The following is a 15356-nucleotide window of genomic DNA, read 5'->3' as shown; positions in this document are numbered from 1 at the left end:
TTAAATCTTATTATCGCAACAAATGGTGGCGCAATCAAGCCTTAGTTTAAAGGTCAGACGGACGGAGCCCATCCATGCCAATCAGCGGGTCAATCGTGCCTTGCTCAATTAGTGCCGGTGTTAAGACCGTTTCTCCGCTAGTCGTTGGTGAAGTTGATTGAACATCCCCTGCCGTTGGCTGTTTATGCCACTTTTCATTTAACCGTTGCAGCAGGGTCGTTTGGCGATTAGTACCAACATTGCGGACCGCCATTGCCATTGCTTGGGCCTCACCCATCATGATCAGCTTATCAGCCGCCCGTGTAATCGCGGTGTAAATCAGGTTTCGCTGTAACATCCGGCTGAACTGACGCACCACCGGTAACAGAACCATCTTAAACTGGCTCCCCTGCGACTTATGAATTGAAATTGCGTAAGCTAACTGTAGCTGGTTCCATTCCATCCGGGAATATTTAACCTCGTTCCCGTCAAAGTCAATCGTCATATTCGGGTTCTTTTGCCCCTTTTCCGTGCCTTCAATGGCAACAATCTTACCAATATCCCCGTTAAAAACATTGTTCTCTGGACTATTGACCAGTTGCAAGACCTTGTCACCAACCCGGAAGGTCTGCCCCCGGTACTCAACCGATTGTTTAGATTGACTAGCGGGATTATAGACATCCTGAGCAAGCTCATTTAAGTTATCCACACCAGCCATCCCCCGATACATTGGTGCCAAGATCTGCACATCTGCAGATGAATAGCCCCGTTCCTCACTCTTTTCAATAATCTGATGAACGACGTCCGGAACCTGACCCGCACGGCAGGGAATGAAGGACCGGTCCGCCTTCTTGGCCATCAAATCAGCGGGTAAGTGTCCTTCCTTAATTGCGTGAGCAAGTGGAATGATTGTCGAATCGGCCGCTTGGCGGTGAATATCGACCAGCTCAATCTTGGGTAACTCCTTAAAGGACAGGAGGTCATGGAATACCTGTCCCGGGCCCACTGACGGTAGCTGGTCCTTATCACCCACTAGGACAACGTGCATCGCGGTTGGAACCGCTTGAATTAACGTTTTAAACAGGAGGGTGTCCACCATCGACATCTCGTCAACAATCAGCAAGGAACCCTTCAAATCACGGGCACTGATATCCGTTGGCATTTCCCGACCATTCAATCCCAGCAACCGGTGAATTGTACTTGCCGGCAGGTCGGTAGTATCACTCATCCGCTTAGCAGCACGGCCAGTCGGTGCGGCAAGAAGGATGGGAAAGACCTTTCCCTTGTAATCATTGACCTCCAAAGACAGTTGGTGAACCTTGGCATAGCATTCAACGATTGCCCGGATAATGGTCGTCTTTCCTGTACCTGGGCCTCCGGTCAACAACATGACCTTATTGTTTAGGGCGGTCTCCACGGCCTGGACCTGGACCCGGTCATATTTGATGCCCGTTTCCTCCTCGGTCCGTTTCAGCGTTGCCATGATTGTCTCATCGGCAATCCGTTCTTCACCCGTGCCCATCAAGCGCTGTAAGTGATCAGCAATCTGGTATTCAGCCCGGTAGAGACTAGTCGGGTACAGGTGGTCATCCTCATAGTTAATTTGGTGCTTTTTCTCCATTGCAACAATCTGATCAGCAACGATATTACTGTCCGCCGACCGACCATCTCCATTGAGGAGCTGAAGGCTGTTAGCGAGAAGGGGCTTGATACTGGTGTAAGTGTCTCCCGTGGCCATCGTGAGGTCGTCTAAGGACTGGACAACCGCTGCGTTGATTCGGCGGGGGTCGTTGCCGGCAATCCCTAATTTGGCAGCAACTTGGTCAGCCCGCTTGAAGCTGATTCCATCAATATCCGCCGCAAGCTGGTAGGGATTCTCCTTAATCACCTGGAGGGCATCCTCACCATAGCGATCGACAATAGAAGAAATCAGGTTGCTTCCGAAGCCAAAGTCATTAAGGCCAATTATTACTTGGTCAAGCCCCTGGTTTGCCTGGAGGTTTTCAACCAGTGAATCACGGACAGCCTTGCGAAGGTTTAGGGGATCTAAGACATGGGGATCAGCGTTAATCTTGTCAATGGCGTTAGTACCCAGGGCGTCGACCACTTTTTCGGCCGTCTTTTGTCCGACACCCGGGAACTGCTTGCTGGCCAGAAATTCCACCAGGCCCCCTCGACTGGTCGGCCGGTTAACGTGGTAAGACTTAGCCTGAAACTGCCAACCATAACGGGGATGTTCAACAAGTTGGCCCTCAAAACGATAAGTCTGGTCATCACTCAGGTCACCGAAGCTCCCCGTTACCGTGATCTCGTTTTCGTCCCAATCAAAGTTAGCGTCTTCCACAGAGACCGCCAACACTTTATAAAAAGAATCCGGGCTAGTAAAAATCTCGGATTGAACCTGACCAACAAAAAAAGACGGCTCCTGTGGCGTCTTAAATAAATCCATTTCTGTTGCCATTGAAGTCATCCTTTCCAGCACTATTTATTCTTTTTTGATTGTGTTTTTTGGAGCGTCTTTTCAATATCCGCTAACCGTTGTTCACTCTTTTGGTAATAAGTTGGGTTTAACTGTTTAGCCTGCGTTAAGTAGTCCGTGTAAGGTTCGCCCAGCACCATTGCGACCAGTCCCCGGTTGAACTGGGTATCTGCACGGCCAGGATGACGTTTCAAAATGGCGTCATAGTATTTTTTAGCCTCCGCAAATTCACCAAGGGCCAATAGGGAATCACCAATGACCTGGTTGATTTCCGGATCCTGAGCCCGTAACTCATGAGCCGTTAAGCCGTAAGCAACTGCCTGCTTATGCTGCCCCTTTTTCATATAACTTTGCGCAAGCATCAGGTATGAGTCCGCCTTTAGCTTGTCATCATCGATCTTATTGTAAAGCTTAATCGCCGCATTTGGCTTTCCCACTTCGTAGTAAAGGTTACCAAGTCCGTAGTTTAACAGGTTGATTGCGGACTGATCCTTTTTAGCCTCAAAAATCCCAAGGGCCTTCATAAACAGTTCTTCAGCCTGTTCATAGTCATTTAAGCGGGTCAGTAAAGAACCGAGATCATAGTAGTTATTTACCTTTTCTGGATGTTCATCAATTGCTTGAATCAGTTTGTGGACTAACTTTTCCGTTTCCCGTTTTTCACTTTGCTTTAACTCATTCTTCTCTGTCATCACTGCCACCCCTTACTAGATTGTATCAGTTGGATCGACCTTGGTCTTATGCAGATAAGTTGTATCATTCCACTTCTCAAGTGTGAAGTGTTCGGCATCATCCGTCTTTAAAATAGTTGTTGAGGTATTACTCAACCCACCCCGATCCTTTAAATGCGGAAGGGGGGTCCCAATCAAGGCGTTTATTGTGGCGTTCAATGCGGCCCCGTGTGAAACAATTAGGATGTTGGCTTCCGGATTAACACGACAAAACTCTTTAACAGCTGAGCCCACCCGGTCTATCACCTGCTGGAAACTTTCACTGCCCGTGACTGCTTCATTATAACGGTCAGGATGATGGCGGAAATTATTTAGCTCGTCTGGCCACTTCTTAGCAACGTCATCGAAGTGCATTCCTTCCATTTTTCCCAGATTAAACTCCATCAGGCGGCTATCAATCGTTAACGGAATTGGTTGATCAAGGTGACTAATTAATTTTTGTGCGGTTACCCGTGCCCGCCGTAAGGGGCTCGCATATGCATGGGCAAAGGCCACCTTCTTTAGGGATTGGGCAAGCAGTTCAATTTCCTGGTAACTTGTCTTTAAAAGTGGTGAATCGCCATGGCCCCCCTGGTAGCGGGATTCAAGATTCCATTCTGTTTTTCCATGTCGAATTAGATAAACTTTTGTCATTGTTAATCGCGGACCTTTTTTATATATTATCTTACCAAAAATATTATGAATGTTCACATTGATTGTGAAATATGTATAAGCAGGCAATAAGGATGCCCGCTTGGATTAAATCCTATGTTAATTAAACGTACTGTAACTGCCGTTCATTGTTGTATGCCCGGTCAATAATAGCGCTCCCCAGACACTCTTGACCATCATAGAAGACAACCGCTTGTCCCGGGGTGATTGCCCGCGCTGGGTCATCAAATTCAACCGTCACATGCTGGCCATCTTCAGCGATGTGGGCAGTTACGCCGACATCTTTTTGCCGGTAGCGAAACTTTGCCGTGCAGTGGAAGTCATGTCCATAACGGCTGACAACATCGTCAACCCAGTGGATATCACTGGCTTCCAGGTGGGTGGCATAGAGGTGCTCATTGTGGTAGCCCTGACCGACGTAGAGGATATTCTTCTTAATATCCTTGCCAATCACAAACCAAGGCTCGTTGCTCTTCTTATTACCCCCCAGGCCGAGGCCCCGGCGTTGACCAATCGTGTAGTACATTAATCCCATGTGTTGGCCAACAACTTGGCCATCAACGGTCTCCATGTTTCCTGGCTGGGCGGGAATATACTGACTCAAGAACTCACGGAAATGGCCGTCTTCACCAATGAAGCAGATTCCAACGGAGTCCTTTTTATCCGCCGTGGCCAGGCCGGCTTCCTTGGCAATCTGACGAATCTCCGGCTTAGTGTAATTAGCCAGGGGAAACATCACCTTATCCAGTTGGTGGTAGTCCAGCTGACTTAAGAAGTAGGTCTGATCCTTATGCTGGTCCTTTGCCCGCATCAAGTGCATCCGTCCATCGGCATCCCGCTTTAAATCGGCATAGTGACCGGTAGCCACGTAGTCTGCACCCAACTGGTTAGCATAGTCGATGAAGGCCTTGAACTTGATCTCCTTGTTGCAAATAACGTCTGGATTGGGCGTCCGTCCCTTTTTGTATTCTGCGATGAAGTACTTAAAGACCCGGTCCCAATATTCCTTCTCGAAGTTAACCGAGTAGTAAGGAATACCAATCTTGGCCGCTACCTTGGCGACGTCCTTATAGTCTTCAGTCGCGGTACAGACACCGTTTTCGTCCGTATCGTCCCAGTTTTTCATGAAAACGCCAACGACATCATAGCCTTGCCGCTTTAACAACAGCGCGGTCACTGAAGAGTCGACACCCCCACTCATCCCGACAACGACACGAGTATGACTGTGGTCAGTCATCATTAATCACCATCATTTCAAATAGATTCTGGAATAATCTACGATTGAAGGTCGCATGCATCCAGTATCGTACATTGTACCAAAGTCCTTTCGGGACTGCACCTATTTTTGTCCCTCACTTTTAAATACGTTTCTTTTGAGCATTTCATCTAAAATAAAGTGATATTGCTCAACAAATTCTGCTGACCGTTGGTGGTTAAAGATATTGATTCTCCGTGCCCCGTTACCAGTAACGGTTTCCATCTTGAACCCCGTCAGTTCGACATTAATTAAAATTCGAAGCCGGGCCACCGGCTTAAAGGGGTTATCAGTATCAAGACTCCCCTTGTACTCGAAGTTACCCCGCTTGGTTTCTTCAAACCCGAGGTCAATCAGGGTGTACCGCTTGACTTCTGGGCTTAACGAATACGTTGTCTGGTCCCCCGGTACCTTAACCCTTTTAGCAAAATCCACTTTAATTTGCCCCCTTATCAAGCTTGTTAAGCTTATGAACAATTTTGACAATTGCTGCAATTAGCTTATCAATATCCTCATCCGTGTTCAGTGCCCCAAAACTAATCCGGATTGATTCACTAATCCGCGGACTATCAGGGCCAAACATTGCTGTCAAGACATGGGACGGTTCGATGCTCCCCGCCGTACATGCAGACCCACCGGAGACCGCAATGCCATCCAAATCCAAGTCAGTCTGCATGACGTAGGTCGAGATGCCCTTGAACCAGATATTCAGGACGTGGTTTAGATTATCCGGACTGATTTGGCCATTTACGGCAAAGGGGATGTGGTTATCCTTAAGTCCCTGCACGATTTTCTTTTTGAAGTGGTAATAGCGTGTCTGCCGGGCTTGTTTTTCATCTGGGGTATCGATTGCCACTGCCTTGGCAAAAGCCGCAATTGCAGGAACGTTTTCGGTCCCTGCACGACGCTTAGTTTCCTGGTCCCCGCCCTTGATGAAGCTTGGAAAACTGATTCCCTCGCGGCGGTACAGGAAGCCCATCATTTTCGGCCCGTTTAACTTGTGAGCAGAGGTTGATAAGAGGTCAATGTGGTCCTTTTTTACGTCAATCGGTAACAGGCCATAAGCCTGAACGGCATCGGTGTGGAACCATGCCTGGTGGTTCTTTAAAATCTCACCAATTTCATGAATTGGCAACCGACTACCAACCTCATTGTTCCCCATCATGACTGTAACGAGAATCGTGTCATCGCGAAGCGCCGCTTTAAAATCATTCAGGGAAATATTACCATCCTCATCAACGGGAAGGTAGGTTACCTCAAAGCCGTGTTGTTCAAGAAAATGCAATGGCTTGAGAACTGCCTCATGTTCAATAGCCGTTGTGATGATGTGTTTTCCCAGTTTTTGTCGCGCAAAGGCGGTCTGAATGATGGCGGTATTGTCACTTTCCGTTCCCCCGCTGGTAAACACGATTTCGTTATCATCGGCGTTAATGCTCTGGGCAATTACATGGCGACTGTTTTCCATCACTAACTTAGCGTGCCGGCCGTAGGAGTATCCAGTTGACGCATTCCCCCATGATTCCTTCATCTGTCTAGTCATTTCATCGATGACTTCCGGAGTCATCGGCGTCGTTGCCGCATTATCGAGGTAAATTTCGTTCACGACCAACCTTCCTTTCACTGTGCAGCCCGGTCAGCAAACAATTGCAAAAGCATCTTGGCTGACCGCTTCCCTGCGTCAACAATAAAGTCATCAAAGCTGACGCCGGCATCCTCATCGCCAGTATCAGACATTGCCCGGACGACAACGTACGGGACGTCATGGTCAGTAGCAACTTGACCGACCGCAGCCCCTTCCATTTCACTGGAGAGGGCATCGGGGAAGTGGGTAAGGATTTGGTCAATTGCTTTTTTACTGGCGATGAACTGGTCGCCGGAAACAATCAAGCCTTGCTTGACATTCAAGCCAGTCTTTTGACCGGCTCCCTTCAGTGCTGCCCCCCACTCTTTTGAGGCTATAAAGCGGGGTTCCTTACCCGGAAGCTGGCCGTACTTGTAGTTAAACGCCGTGGCGTCAACATCATGGTAGGCGGTTGCCGTAGAAATCACAACATCCCCCACGTGGAGCCCCTGGCCGATTCCACCGGCAGAGCCTGAGTTGATCACCACGTCAGCATGGCAGTCCGTAATTAGGTGTTCAGTTGTAATTCCGGCCTCAACCTTACCAATTCCGGATTCTACAAGAACAACATCTTGACCGCTAATCTGTCCCATGAAGTAATCCTTGCCACCGATTCTTTTGGCAACACCACCAACCAACTGGGCCTTTAATTCCTTGATTTCCTCTGGCATCGCACAGATAATTCCAAAACGCATTTTAAATAACTCCTTTACCCGACAAAAAATAAAACTAAATAGACGGCAATGATTGCCACGATGAGTCCAACAATTGCAATGTTAAGTTTCCGCTTCAGAACAGCTGTTTTGTCTTCACTGCTTTGTTCCTCCTGATCTTCTACGGTGCGCTGGCGGGTTTGTTCTCCGCCTTCTTGTTCCTGTCCAGCAGCCCTGGTGCGTGCAATCTGCTCACGGTACTGCTTTCGCGAAAGTTTTTCTTCAGAAAACGGCGACTTTTGATTATCCATTGGACTTCATTCCCTGCCAATAATAAATGGCCATAATTGTCTTAGCATCTTCAATTTCACCGGAAGCAATCATCGCTTGTGCTTCATCCAAACTAACTTTTCTTACCACTAACTCTTCGTCTTGATCTTTGGGAAGGGCGTTTACAACTGGTGACAGTTCGGTTGCCAAATACAGGGTCATGTATTCGTCCATGCACCCAACCGAAGTATAGAAGCTAGAAAGCTTCTCTAGTTTACCGGCCTGAAGACGGGTTTCTTCGTTCAATTCCCGTCTTGCAGCATGGTCCGCACTTGCCTGGTCCCGGAAATCAACCTTCCCAGCCGGAATTTCCAAGGTTGTCTTCCCAATCGGGGCCCGCCACTGTTTTTCCAACAACATCTTATTATCACTAGTGATAGCCAAAATAGCCACAGCTGGTGCGTGGTGAACAATTTCTCGTTGGGCGATGTTGCCCTCAGGGGTTTTTACCTGTTGAACTTCAACGTTGATCAGGTGGCCGTTAAATACCTCTTTGCTACTAAGCGGTTTTTCCGTAAAATCCATCGTATTCCTCCTAGCTAATTACTTTAATGTGGGCGGCTTGCGGGCCCTTATGTCCCTGAACAATCACCAGTGAAACATCTTCACCGGCCTGAAGGACCCGGCGCCTGGTACCCTCAATACCACTGTAATGAACAAAGATATCTCCTTCGTGGGGGACGGTAATGAATCCCCACCCCTTTTGTTCATCAAAACTTTTGACTTTTCCTTTAAGCATATTTTCACCTGCCAATAAAAATAGGAGTTGTGGTAATTTCCCGCAACCCCTATTAAAAATAAGTCTGATTGATATATCACTACTCAAGTAACCTTGCGGGGTTAAGATACGAAAGGTCGCCCTTTTTCATTATCTCTTCCCATTTTACACCGCAAGAAAATCAATGTCACCGTTTGGCTTCTTGAGCAAGAAATTATATCACTTTTTTTACTTTTCCAGTCCGGTCTCCACTGTCTCAGGGAAGTTCGTCCGGACAATCTTGGCACACCGTGCACAAAGCATTGGGTAAGCATCATCGGTACCCACATCTGCCTTGACCATCCGACAACGTGCACAGGTTTCACCCGTTGCTGGTGAAACCTTAACAGCAACCCCGTCTTCGTACTTGTCAGCATCCACCGGTGCTTCGTCAAATGGGTGCAGGTGCAAGGCAGAGACCCCAAGCAAGAGCGCAACGTTTTCGTTTAAGCTATCAACCAGCTTTTGTTGGTTGGCGTCTAGGTAAAGATCGACCGCTGCTTCAAGGGACTTACCAATCTGCTTGTCATTCCGGGCTTCTTCTAGTCCCTTCAGGACATGAGAACGGACCTCCATGAACTGTTCCCACTTGTCCAGTAGTTCAGTCTCATTAGCAAAAGACCGGGCATCAGGAATTTCCGTCAGCTGGGCAAACTGTTCCGGTTCGTCCATGTATTCCCAAACCTCTTCAGTGGTGTGGGGAAGAATTGGTGTCAAGAGCTTGACCATCGTCAGCAAGATGTTGTAGAAGACCGTCTGCATTGACCGCCGTGCGTGTGAATCGGCTGGTTCAATGTACAGGACGTCCTTCGCCAGGTTCATGTAGAAGGCGGAAAGGTCATTGTTGACGAAGTTGATGAGCAACTTGTAGGCATCCAGGAAGTCATACTCGTCAAAGTAGTCCCGCATTTTCTTCAAGAAGTGGTTCAGCTTGACCATCATGTACTGGTCGACACTGGCCATCTTCTCATAGGAGACTGTGTTTTCTGCTGGTTTAAAGTCACCCGTGTTGGCTAACAGGAAGCGGAAGGTATTCCGCAACTTCCGGTAAGCCTCGGAAATCTGCTGGAAGGTTCCCATTGAAACCCGGACATCGGCAGAGGTATCAGCAGACATTACCCACAGACGGATAATTTCGGCCCCCATCTGCTTGACGACCTTGTTCGGGTCAATAACATTCCCCATTGACTTTGACATCTTCTTACCCTTTTTATCAAGAGTAAAGCCTTGGGAAACAATGCCCTTATAAGGGGCCTTACCAGAGCAAACCACGCTGGTAATCAGACTAGAGTTGAACCAACCCCGGTACTGGTCAGAACCTTCCAGGTACAGGTCAGCAGGGTAGGTCAGATAGTCCCGTTCTGCCAGAACACCCTGGTGAGAAGAACCGGAATCGAACCAAACATCCATGATGTCCGTTTCCTTAGTAAACTTACCGTGTGGTGAATGTTCATTAGTGTAGCCATCTGGAAGCAAGTCCTTAGCATCCCGGTCAAACCAGACGTTGGAGCCATACTTGGCAAACAAGTCAGCAACGTGATTAATAGTCTCTTCTTCCATGATTGGCGTCCCATCTTCAGCGTAGAAGATTGGCAATGGAACACCCCAAACCCGTTGCCGGGAAATTACCCAGTCGCCACGATCCTTGATCATGTTTCTGAGACGAACCTTCCCCCAGGATGGCTTGTATTCAACATCTTCCAGGGCGTTCAGGATATCCTGACGCATCTTGTCAATGGAAACAAACCACTGGTCGGTGGCCCGGAAGATGATTGGCTTCTTAGTCCGCCAATCGAATGGGTAGGAGTGCTTCAATGGCTCTTCAAGCAGGAGGGCACCATTTTCTTCCAGTTTCTTCAAAGAAACATCATCCGCATCCTGGTAGAAGACACCATCAAAGTCGGCGCCATTTTCCTTAGTCAGGACCCCTTGGTCATTAATTGGGGCAAAGATTGGTAAGTTGTGTTCCAAGCCGAAGTGGTAGTCATCGTCACCATAGCCAGGAGCCGTGTGAACCAAACCGGTACCAGCATCAGCAGTAACGTAGTCAGCCGTCCCTACCAGGATGTCGCGGTCGAGGTAAGGATGCTTGGTAACCATGCCATCAAGATCTGTTCCGGCAAGGTGTTTAACAACCTCATAGTCCTTCCAGCCGAGCTTTTCAGCAACGCCATCGAGTAATTCAGTGCCAATTACAAATTGACGGTCATCATCAGCTGGCTTCACAACCGAGTAGTCAAACTTGCCATTGACCGCCACGGCTTCAGAAGCGGGAACGGTCCACGGCGTCGTCGTCCAAACTACCAAGTAGGCATTGTCATCAAGAATGCCTTTACCATCCTTTACCTGCTCAGCAAAGAAGGCTGTCTTAGCAACAACATCGTGGTATTCAACTTCGGCTTCCGCCAGTGCTGATTCTGAAGACCAGGACCAATAAACGGGTTTTTTAGCTTGGTAGAGTAAGCCCTTCTTGGCGAACTCACCGAAGACCCGAACCTGCGCAGCTTCAAATTCCTTATCCAGGGTCAAGTACGGGTGATCCCATTCGCCACTAACCCCCAGTCGTTTGAAGTCGGTCCGCTGCTTGTCAACCTGCTCTAAGGCGTACTTGCGACATAGGTCCCGGAATTCGGATGTGGACATTTTTTTACGGTCATAGCCGGACTTAGTCAGTTGGTGTTCGATTGGCAGCCCGTGAGTATCCCAACCAGGAACATAGGGTGCCCGATAGCCAGTCATTGACTTGTAACGAACAATGAAATCCTTGGAAATTTTGTTCATGGCGTGGCCAATGTGAATATTACCATTGGCATACGGTGGGCCATCGTGAAGCACAAAGGTTGGCTTCCCCTCATTCAATTTTTGTCGTAATTGGTAAACTTTATTTTCTTCCCAAAGCTGTTCACGCTTAGCTTCGGTCACCGGCAACTTACCCCGCATGGGGAACTTAGTCCGGCCAAGATTTAACGTATCTTTAACCCGCATAACAACTACTCCTTTCTCTTTTCTAGTGAACTGAAATAAAAAAGCTCCATCCCTAAAAGGGACGAAGCTATCGTGGTACCACCCATTTTCAAGGCCAATTTTGGCCTCCTCTTGTCATTGATAACGGTCATGAACCGGTCGTACCTACTACAAGTTGAGTACAACACTCAGAGTCGATCAGGACTAAACACCGATCATCAGTCTCACACCAAAACTACTGACTCGCTGGGGTCGGGTGGTAAAATCCACTTCTCTTCAACGTTTTTATTTAAGTTCACTAGTTAATTTATCCCTAGTTCTTTTCCTCGTCGCTGTCTGGGAAGACAACTACCGTTTCCCCTGAATCAGCGGGAACAACTGGCTGCTCACTCGCCGCAGGTTGTTTTGCTGGCTCTGGGCCGGTTGGTGCAGATGATTCAGGCTCAACAGCTGGTTGGTCAGCGAAGTTCTCATCTGCTGGGGATGCGGAACTAATTGCTGTTGATTCTACACTTTCCGATGAATTCTTGTCAAGGTCATTTCCAAACATCTTTTGAATTTCATCATATTGTTCTGGATTATCATCCGCCAGTAGTTTGTCCCACTCATCACTTTTAACAACCTCAAGCTGAGATTCAAGCATAACCTGTAACCGTTGTCGGAAGATTCGGGTCTGCTTCTTCAAATCATTGGTTTCGGTCGTCAGTTTCCGAGCTTCTTCAGTCGTGTGGTCAATAACTTGGTTGGACTTTTCGTTTGCTTCAGAAACGATATCAGTAGCTTGCTTCTGCGCTTCACGGACCATGATGTCTGCTTCCCGCTTAGCATTGCTCTTTACCTTGTCAGCCGCTTCTTGGGCAACCAGGATTGACTTGTTAAGGGAGTCCTTTAATTCACTAAAGTATTTCAACTTTTCCTCGTCCGCCTTAACGGTCTCTTTCAATGCATGATTTTCTTCAGTTAATTCTTGAACCGTTTGGGAAACTTCTTGAATGAAGTTCGTAACTTCCTCCTGGTTGAAGCCCCGCATTTTAGTTGAAAAGTTTTGTTTATTAATTTGTTCCACAGTTAAAGCCATTTTTATTTCCTCCAAATACTATGCATGCACAACTGACAGTCTAATTTTATCTTTACCCTTCCGTGTCTTGCCATCATCTTCATCTAGCCGTATGCGACCAGCATGGCGGACCGAGATTAGGTCATGGACAACGACCTGCTCATCCGGCCGGGTAATGTCCTCCCAATTAAGCCGGACCATGCCGTGCTCAATCAACGTCTTCGCCCGGTTACGAGAGTAATTAAAGCCGGCCGCCACGATGCTATCCAGGCGTAAAGAGGTTACAGTGGTCGTCACCGCTTCCCAATCTTCAACGGGAGTTAACACCGCTGCCAAATCGGTTACCGGTAGCCACTTAACTTTTGTCCGGCCAACATGGTGCACACTTGTCCGTAAATACTGGGCCATGGAAGTTGTCACCACAACTTGCCATCGTCCCTGGTCGCCTAAAATATCGCCAAAAGCATTACGCGCCATTCCTTCGCCGATTAACGTTCCCATAATCTGCCGATGGTTAAGTTCCACAAACTTAGTCGGATAGTTAACCTCTAAAACTTGAAGATCAAAGTCACTATCCTGGGGCTTGTAATAGGGCGGATAAAACAGGAGTCGTTGCATTTCGGCACCGCTCCAACCACCATTACTAGTCACTCTGACCTGATCATCGTGACGATTGGCAATCGTTTGTGCGATGTAACGTTGTCGGGGGTTTAAAAAGGAAGTGAGGACCGGTCGGTACTGGGCAATTGCCGTGCTGATCCAGTCCGCTACTTGATCGATAAAGGGTCCTTCGTTCGGTCGAAAATGCTGCTTAATATTTTCTTCTTTCATTTTACTAACCAAACATTCCTGCTAAGGCAGAAAGACCTGACTGTGCGAGGTAAAGGACAAAAATCGCCACGACCGGTGAAAAACTAATTCCGCCCAGTGGTGGAATAAAGTTAAACCAGCTCATGTACGGTTCGACCAAGCGGTCAATGATTTCACCTAGGCGTGTCCCCCGTGCATTGGGAAACCATGATAGGAGACACCAAATCACGATTACCCAAATATAAGCATCAATTAAGCTGTTTAAGACCCAAAAAATAAAGCCAAGCATGCTTTTTCTCCTTAATTATTAAAATTATCTGTCTCCGCCTTTAAGTTACTGGACAGATTTCCCGAAAGTTCAAAATTATTCGGGGCACAAAGGAAGATTTCCTTTCCAATCCGTTTCATCTCGCCGTTGATGGCGTATACCGCCCCATTTAGGAAATCAACCATCCGAGCCGCCGCCTTGCTGTCCATTTGGGTAAAATTGACAACGATTGCGCGTCCCGCTAGTAGCTGGGAAGCAATTTGTTTTACATCTGCATACATCCGCGGCTCGTACAGAGAAATTTGACTGATGTTCTGACTGCCCCGTTTGGCGCGATTTTCGTTAAAGGAAACAACCTTATTATTTTCCTTTTCTGATGCCGCAGACGCATTATCATAGTATTCTTCTTCAATTCCATCATCGCCAAAAAGGCTTTTGAGAAATTTTGCAGCCATTATAAGACCTCCTTATTAAATACTAAAAAGAGGTGCAATCTAACTCGCTCGTTAAACCACTCCTCCTTAGTTTTAACTATTTACGACGATTTTTAAAGAATGGTGGCGTCGATAAATTAGTGTCATCGTTATCATCGGAATTAGCTGTATCATCATTAAAAACATTAAACTCCGGCTTATCAACATGTGAAAATTGGTTATCACTGTTTTCCCGTTGGTCATCGGCAGTTGCCGTTGGGTCATTCCAACCATCAAACGGGTCACTGTTCTCCTCTTGGTCACCATTACTTTGGTTGGCAGGCCGATCAGTGGTAGCCGGACGACTTGGCCGGTTGAGCGGTTGAGCCTGCTTAACTTGCGGCTGACTCTTCTTTGGTTTGTCAATTCCAGTAGCAATGACTGTAACCCGTACTTCATCACCCATATTCTTGTCCAAGGACATCCCAAAGGAAATGTCAACGTTGGTACCAGCAGCCTGTTTGATTACATCAGAAGCTTCCTGAGCTTCGTACATGGCCATGTCTTCACTACCAGTGATGTCCATTAAGACGTGCTGTGCTCCGTCAATGGAGAGTTCTAGGAGGGGAGAGGAAATTGCCTTCTTAGTTGCCTCAGTAGCTCGATTTTCACCAGTGGAAGACCCAACCCCCATCAGCGCTGCTCCTTGATTAGACATCAGCGTCTTAATGTCGGCAAAGTCCAAATTAATGTACCCGGGAGTAACAATCAGGTCCGAAATCCCTTGGACACCTTGACGCAGAACATTATCTGCTTCCTTAAAGGCTTCCATCATTGGTGTCTTCTTATCAATCATTTCTAGCAAACGATTGTTAGCAACAATAATCAGGGTGTCAACATTAGATTTCAATTTTTCCAGTCCTTCAACCGCAAACTTGCCCCGCCGTGGGCCTTCAAAAGAGAACGGCCGGGTAACAACGCCGACGGTTAAAGCACCACTGTCCTTGGCAAGCTTAGCGACAACCGGCGCCGCACCGGTCCCGGTTCCACCGCCCATACCAGCGGTGATGAATACCATGTCTGCACCTTCAAGGACCTTTTTAATTGCCTCTTCACTTTCTTGGGCTGCCTTTTCACCGACTTCTGGATTAGATCCCGCACCAAGTCCCTTGGTAAGTTTAGGTCCTAATTGAATCTTCGTGGAAGCCTTAGAACTATTAAGAGCCTGAAGGTCAGTGTTGGCAACAATAAAGTCAACCCCTTGAACCTTTTCGGTGATCATGCGGTTAACGGCGTTTCCACCACCGCCACCGACACCGATGACCTTAATACGTGCCCCAGCAAATTCGTTTTCCGTTGTGCTTGTATCGTTATCCATTTAATTCTCC

16 protein-coding genes and 1 other annotated feature are annotated in these 15356 nt (G+C 47.6%); all 16 genes read right to left on the bottom strand.

The genetic code is table 11. The features are described from left to right. Window positions 1–46: 46 nt before the first annotated feature. The 16 genes from recD2 to ftsZ all read right to left on the bottom strand — a co-directional run bounded on the left by recD2 (window position 47) and on the right by ftsZ (window position 15346). Window positions 47–2440: an SF1B family DNA helicase RecD2 gene (gene recD2 / locus KZE55_RS04120; protein ID WP_222259487.1), complete on the bottom strand. Its 2394-nt coding sequence runs from the start codon at window positions 2438–2440 to the stop codon at window positions 47–49. 20 nt (window positions 2441–2460) lie between these two features. Further along, the gene (locus KZE55_RS04115; protein WP_222259485.1) at window positions 2461–3150 is read right to left on the bottom strand and encodes a tetratricopeptide repeat protein; all 690 of its coding nucleotides are present in this window, start codon (window positions 3148–3150) and stop codon (window positions 2461–2463) included. 15 nt (window positions 3151–3165) lie between these two features. Continuing rightward, entirely contained in the window at window positions 3166–3822 is a 657-nt protein-coding gene (locus tag KZE55_RS04110) for a histidine phosphatase family protein (protein ID WP_222259483.1), read from the bottom strand. A gap of 121 nt (window positions 3823–3943) precedes the next feature. After that, window positions 3944–5077 (bottom strand): tRNA 2-thiouridine(34) synthase MnmA, encoded by a 1134-nt coding sequence (gene mnmA / locus KZE55_RS04105; RefSeq protein WP_222259892.1) that lies wholly within the window; start codon window positions 5075–5077, stop codon window positions 3944–3946. 102 nt (window positions 5078–5179) lie between these two features. Next, entirely contained in the window at window positions 5180–5530 is a 351-nt protein-coding gene (locus KZE55_RS04100) for a DUF1831 domain-containing protein (RefSeq protein WP_222259481.1), read from the bottom strand. Window position 5531: 1 nt separating this feature from the next. Beyond that, entirely contained in the window at window positions 5532–6698 is a 1167-nt protein-coding gene (locus tag KZE55_RS04095) for a cysteine desulfurase family protein (protein ID WP_222259479.1), read from the bottom strand. Window positions 6699–6712: 14 nt separating this feature from the next. Then, a complete protein-coding gene (locus KZE55_RS04090) occupies window positions 6713–7411 on the bottom strand; it encodes a 5'-methylthioadenosine/adenosylhomocysteine nucleosidase (RefSeq protein ID WP_222259477.1) in 699 nt (232 codons plus the stop codon). A gap of 14 nt (window positions 7412–7425) precedes the next feature. After that, entirely contained in the window at window positions 7426–7680 is a 255-nt protein-coding gene (locus KZE55_RS04085; protein WP_222259475.1) for a hypothetical protein, read from the bottom strand. Next, the gene (locus KZE55_RS04080; protein ID WP_222259473.1) at window positions 7673–8224 is read right to left on the bottom strand and encodes an NUDIX hydrolase; all 552 of its coding nucleotides are present in this window, start codon (window positions 8222–8224) and stop codon (window positions 7673–7675) included. The genes KZE55_RS04085 and KZE55_RS04080 overlap by 8 nt, the downstream gene beginning before the upstream one ends. A 10-nt stretch (window positions 8225–8234) precedes the next feature. Next, on the bottom strand, window positions 8235–8438 hold the full coding sequence (locus KZE55_RS04075; protein ID WP_222259471.1) for a cold-shock protein: 204 nt from the start codon (window positions 8436–8438) through the stop codon (window positions 8235–8237). 207 nt (window positions 8439–8645) lie between these two features. Continuing rightward, window positions 8646–11441 (bottom strand): isoleucine--tRNA ligase, encoded by a 2796-nt coding sequence (ileS, locus tag KZE55_RS04070; RefSeq protein WP_222259469.1) that lies wholly within the window; start codon window positions 11439–11441, stop codon window positions 8646–8648. A gap of 54 nt (window positions 11442–11495) precedes the next feature. Then, window positions 11496–11709 (bottom strand) — a binding site (T-box leader). Window positions 11710–11733: 24 nt separating this feature from the next. Then, window positions 11734–12498, bottom strand: coding sequence for a DivIVA domain-containing protein (locus KZE55_RS04065; protein WP_222259467.1), 765 nt, complete (start codon window positions 12496–12498; stop codon window positions 11734–11736). An 18-nt stretch (window positions 12499–12516) separates the two neighbouring features. Then, window positions 12517–13308 carry a YlmH family RNA-binding protein gene (locus tag KZE55_RS04060; protein ID WP_222259465.1) on the bottom strand — a complete coding sequence of 264 codons (792 nt, stop codon included), beginning with the start codon at window positions 13306–13308 and terminating at the stop codon, window positions 12517–12519. Window positions 13309–13312: 4 nt separating this feature from the next. After that, a complete protein-coding gene (locus KZE55_RS04055) occupies window positions 13313–13576 on the bottom strand; it encodes a YggT family protein (RefSeq protein WP_047767500.1) in 264 nt (87 codons plus the stop codon). Window positions 13577–13587: 11 nt separating this feature from the next. Next, a complete protein-coding gene (locus KZE55_RS04050; protein WP_222259463.1) occupies window positions 13588–14010 on the bottom strand; it encodes a cell division protein SepF in 423 nt (140 codons plus the stop codon). Window positions 14011–14086: 76 nt separating this feature from the next. Further along, entirely contained in the window at window positions 14087–15346 is a 1260-nt protein-coding gene (gene ftsZ / locus KZE55_RS04045) for a cell division protein FtsZ (protein ID WP_222259461.1), read from the bottom strand. Window positions 15347–15356: the final 10 nt, after the last annotated feature.

Origin of the sequence: Limosilactobacillus panis, from assembly GCF_019797825.1 — a bacterium.
Classification (GTDB): domain Bacteria; phylum Bacillota; class Bacilli; order Lactobacillales; family Lactobacillaceae; genus Limosilactobacillus; species Limosilactobacillus panis_A.
The sequence above is the reverse complement of the archived record's forward strand: the minus strand, read 5'-3'. Positions and strand labels throughout refer to the sequence as shown.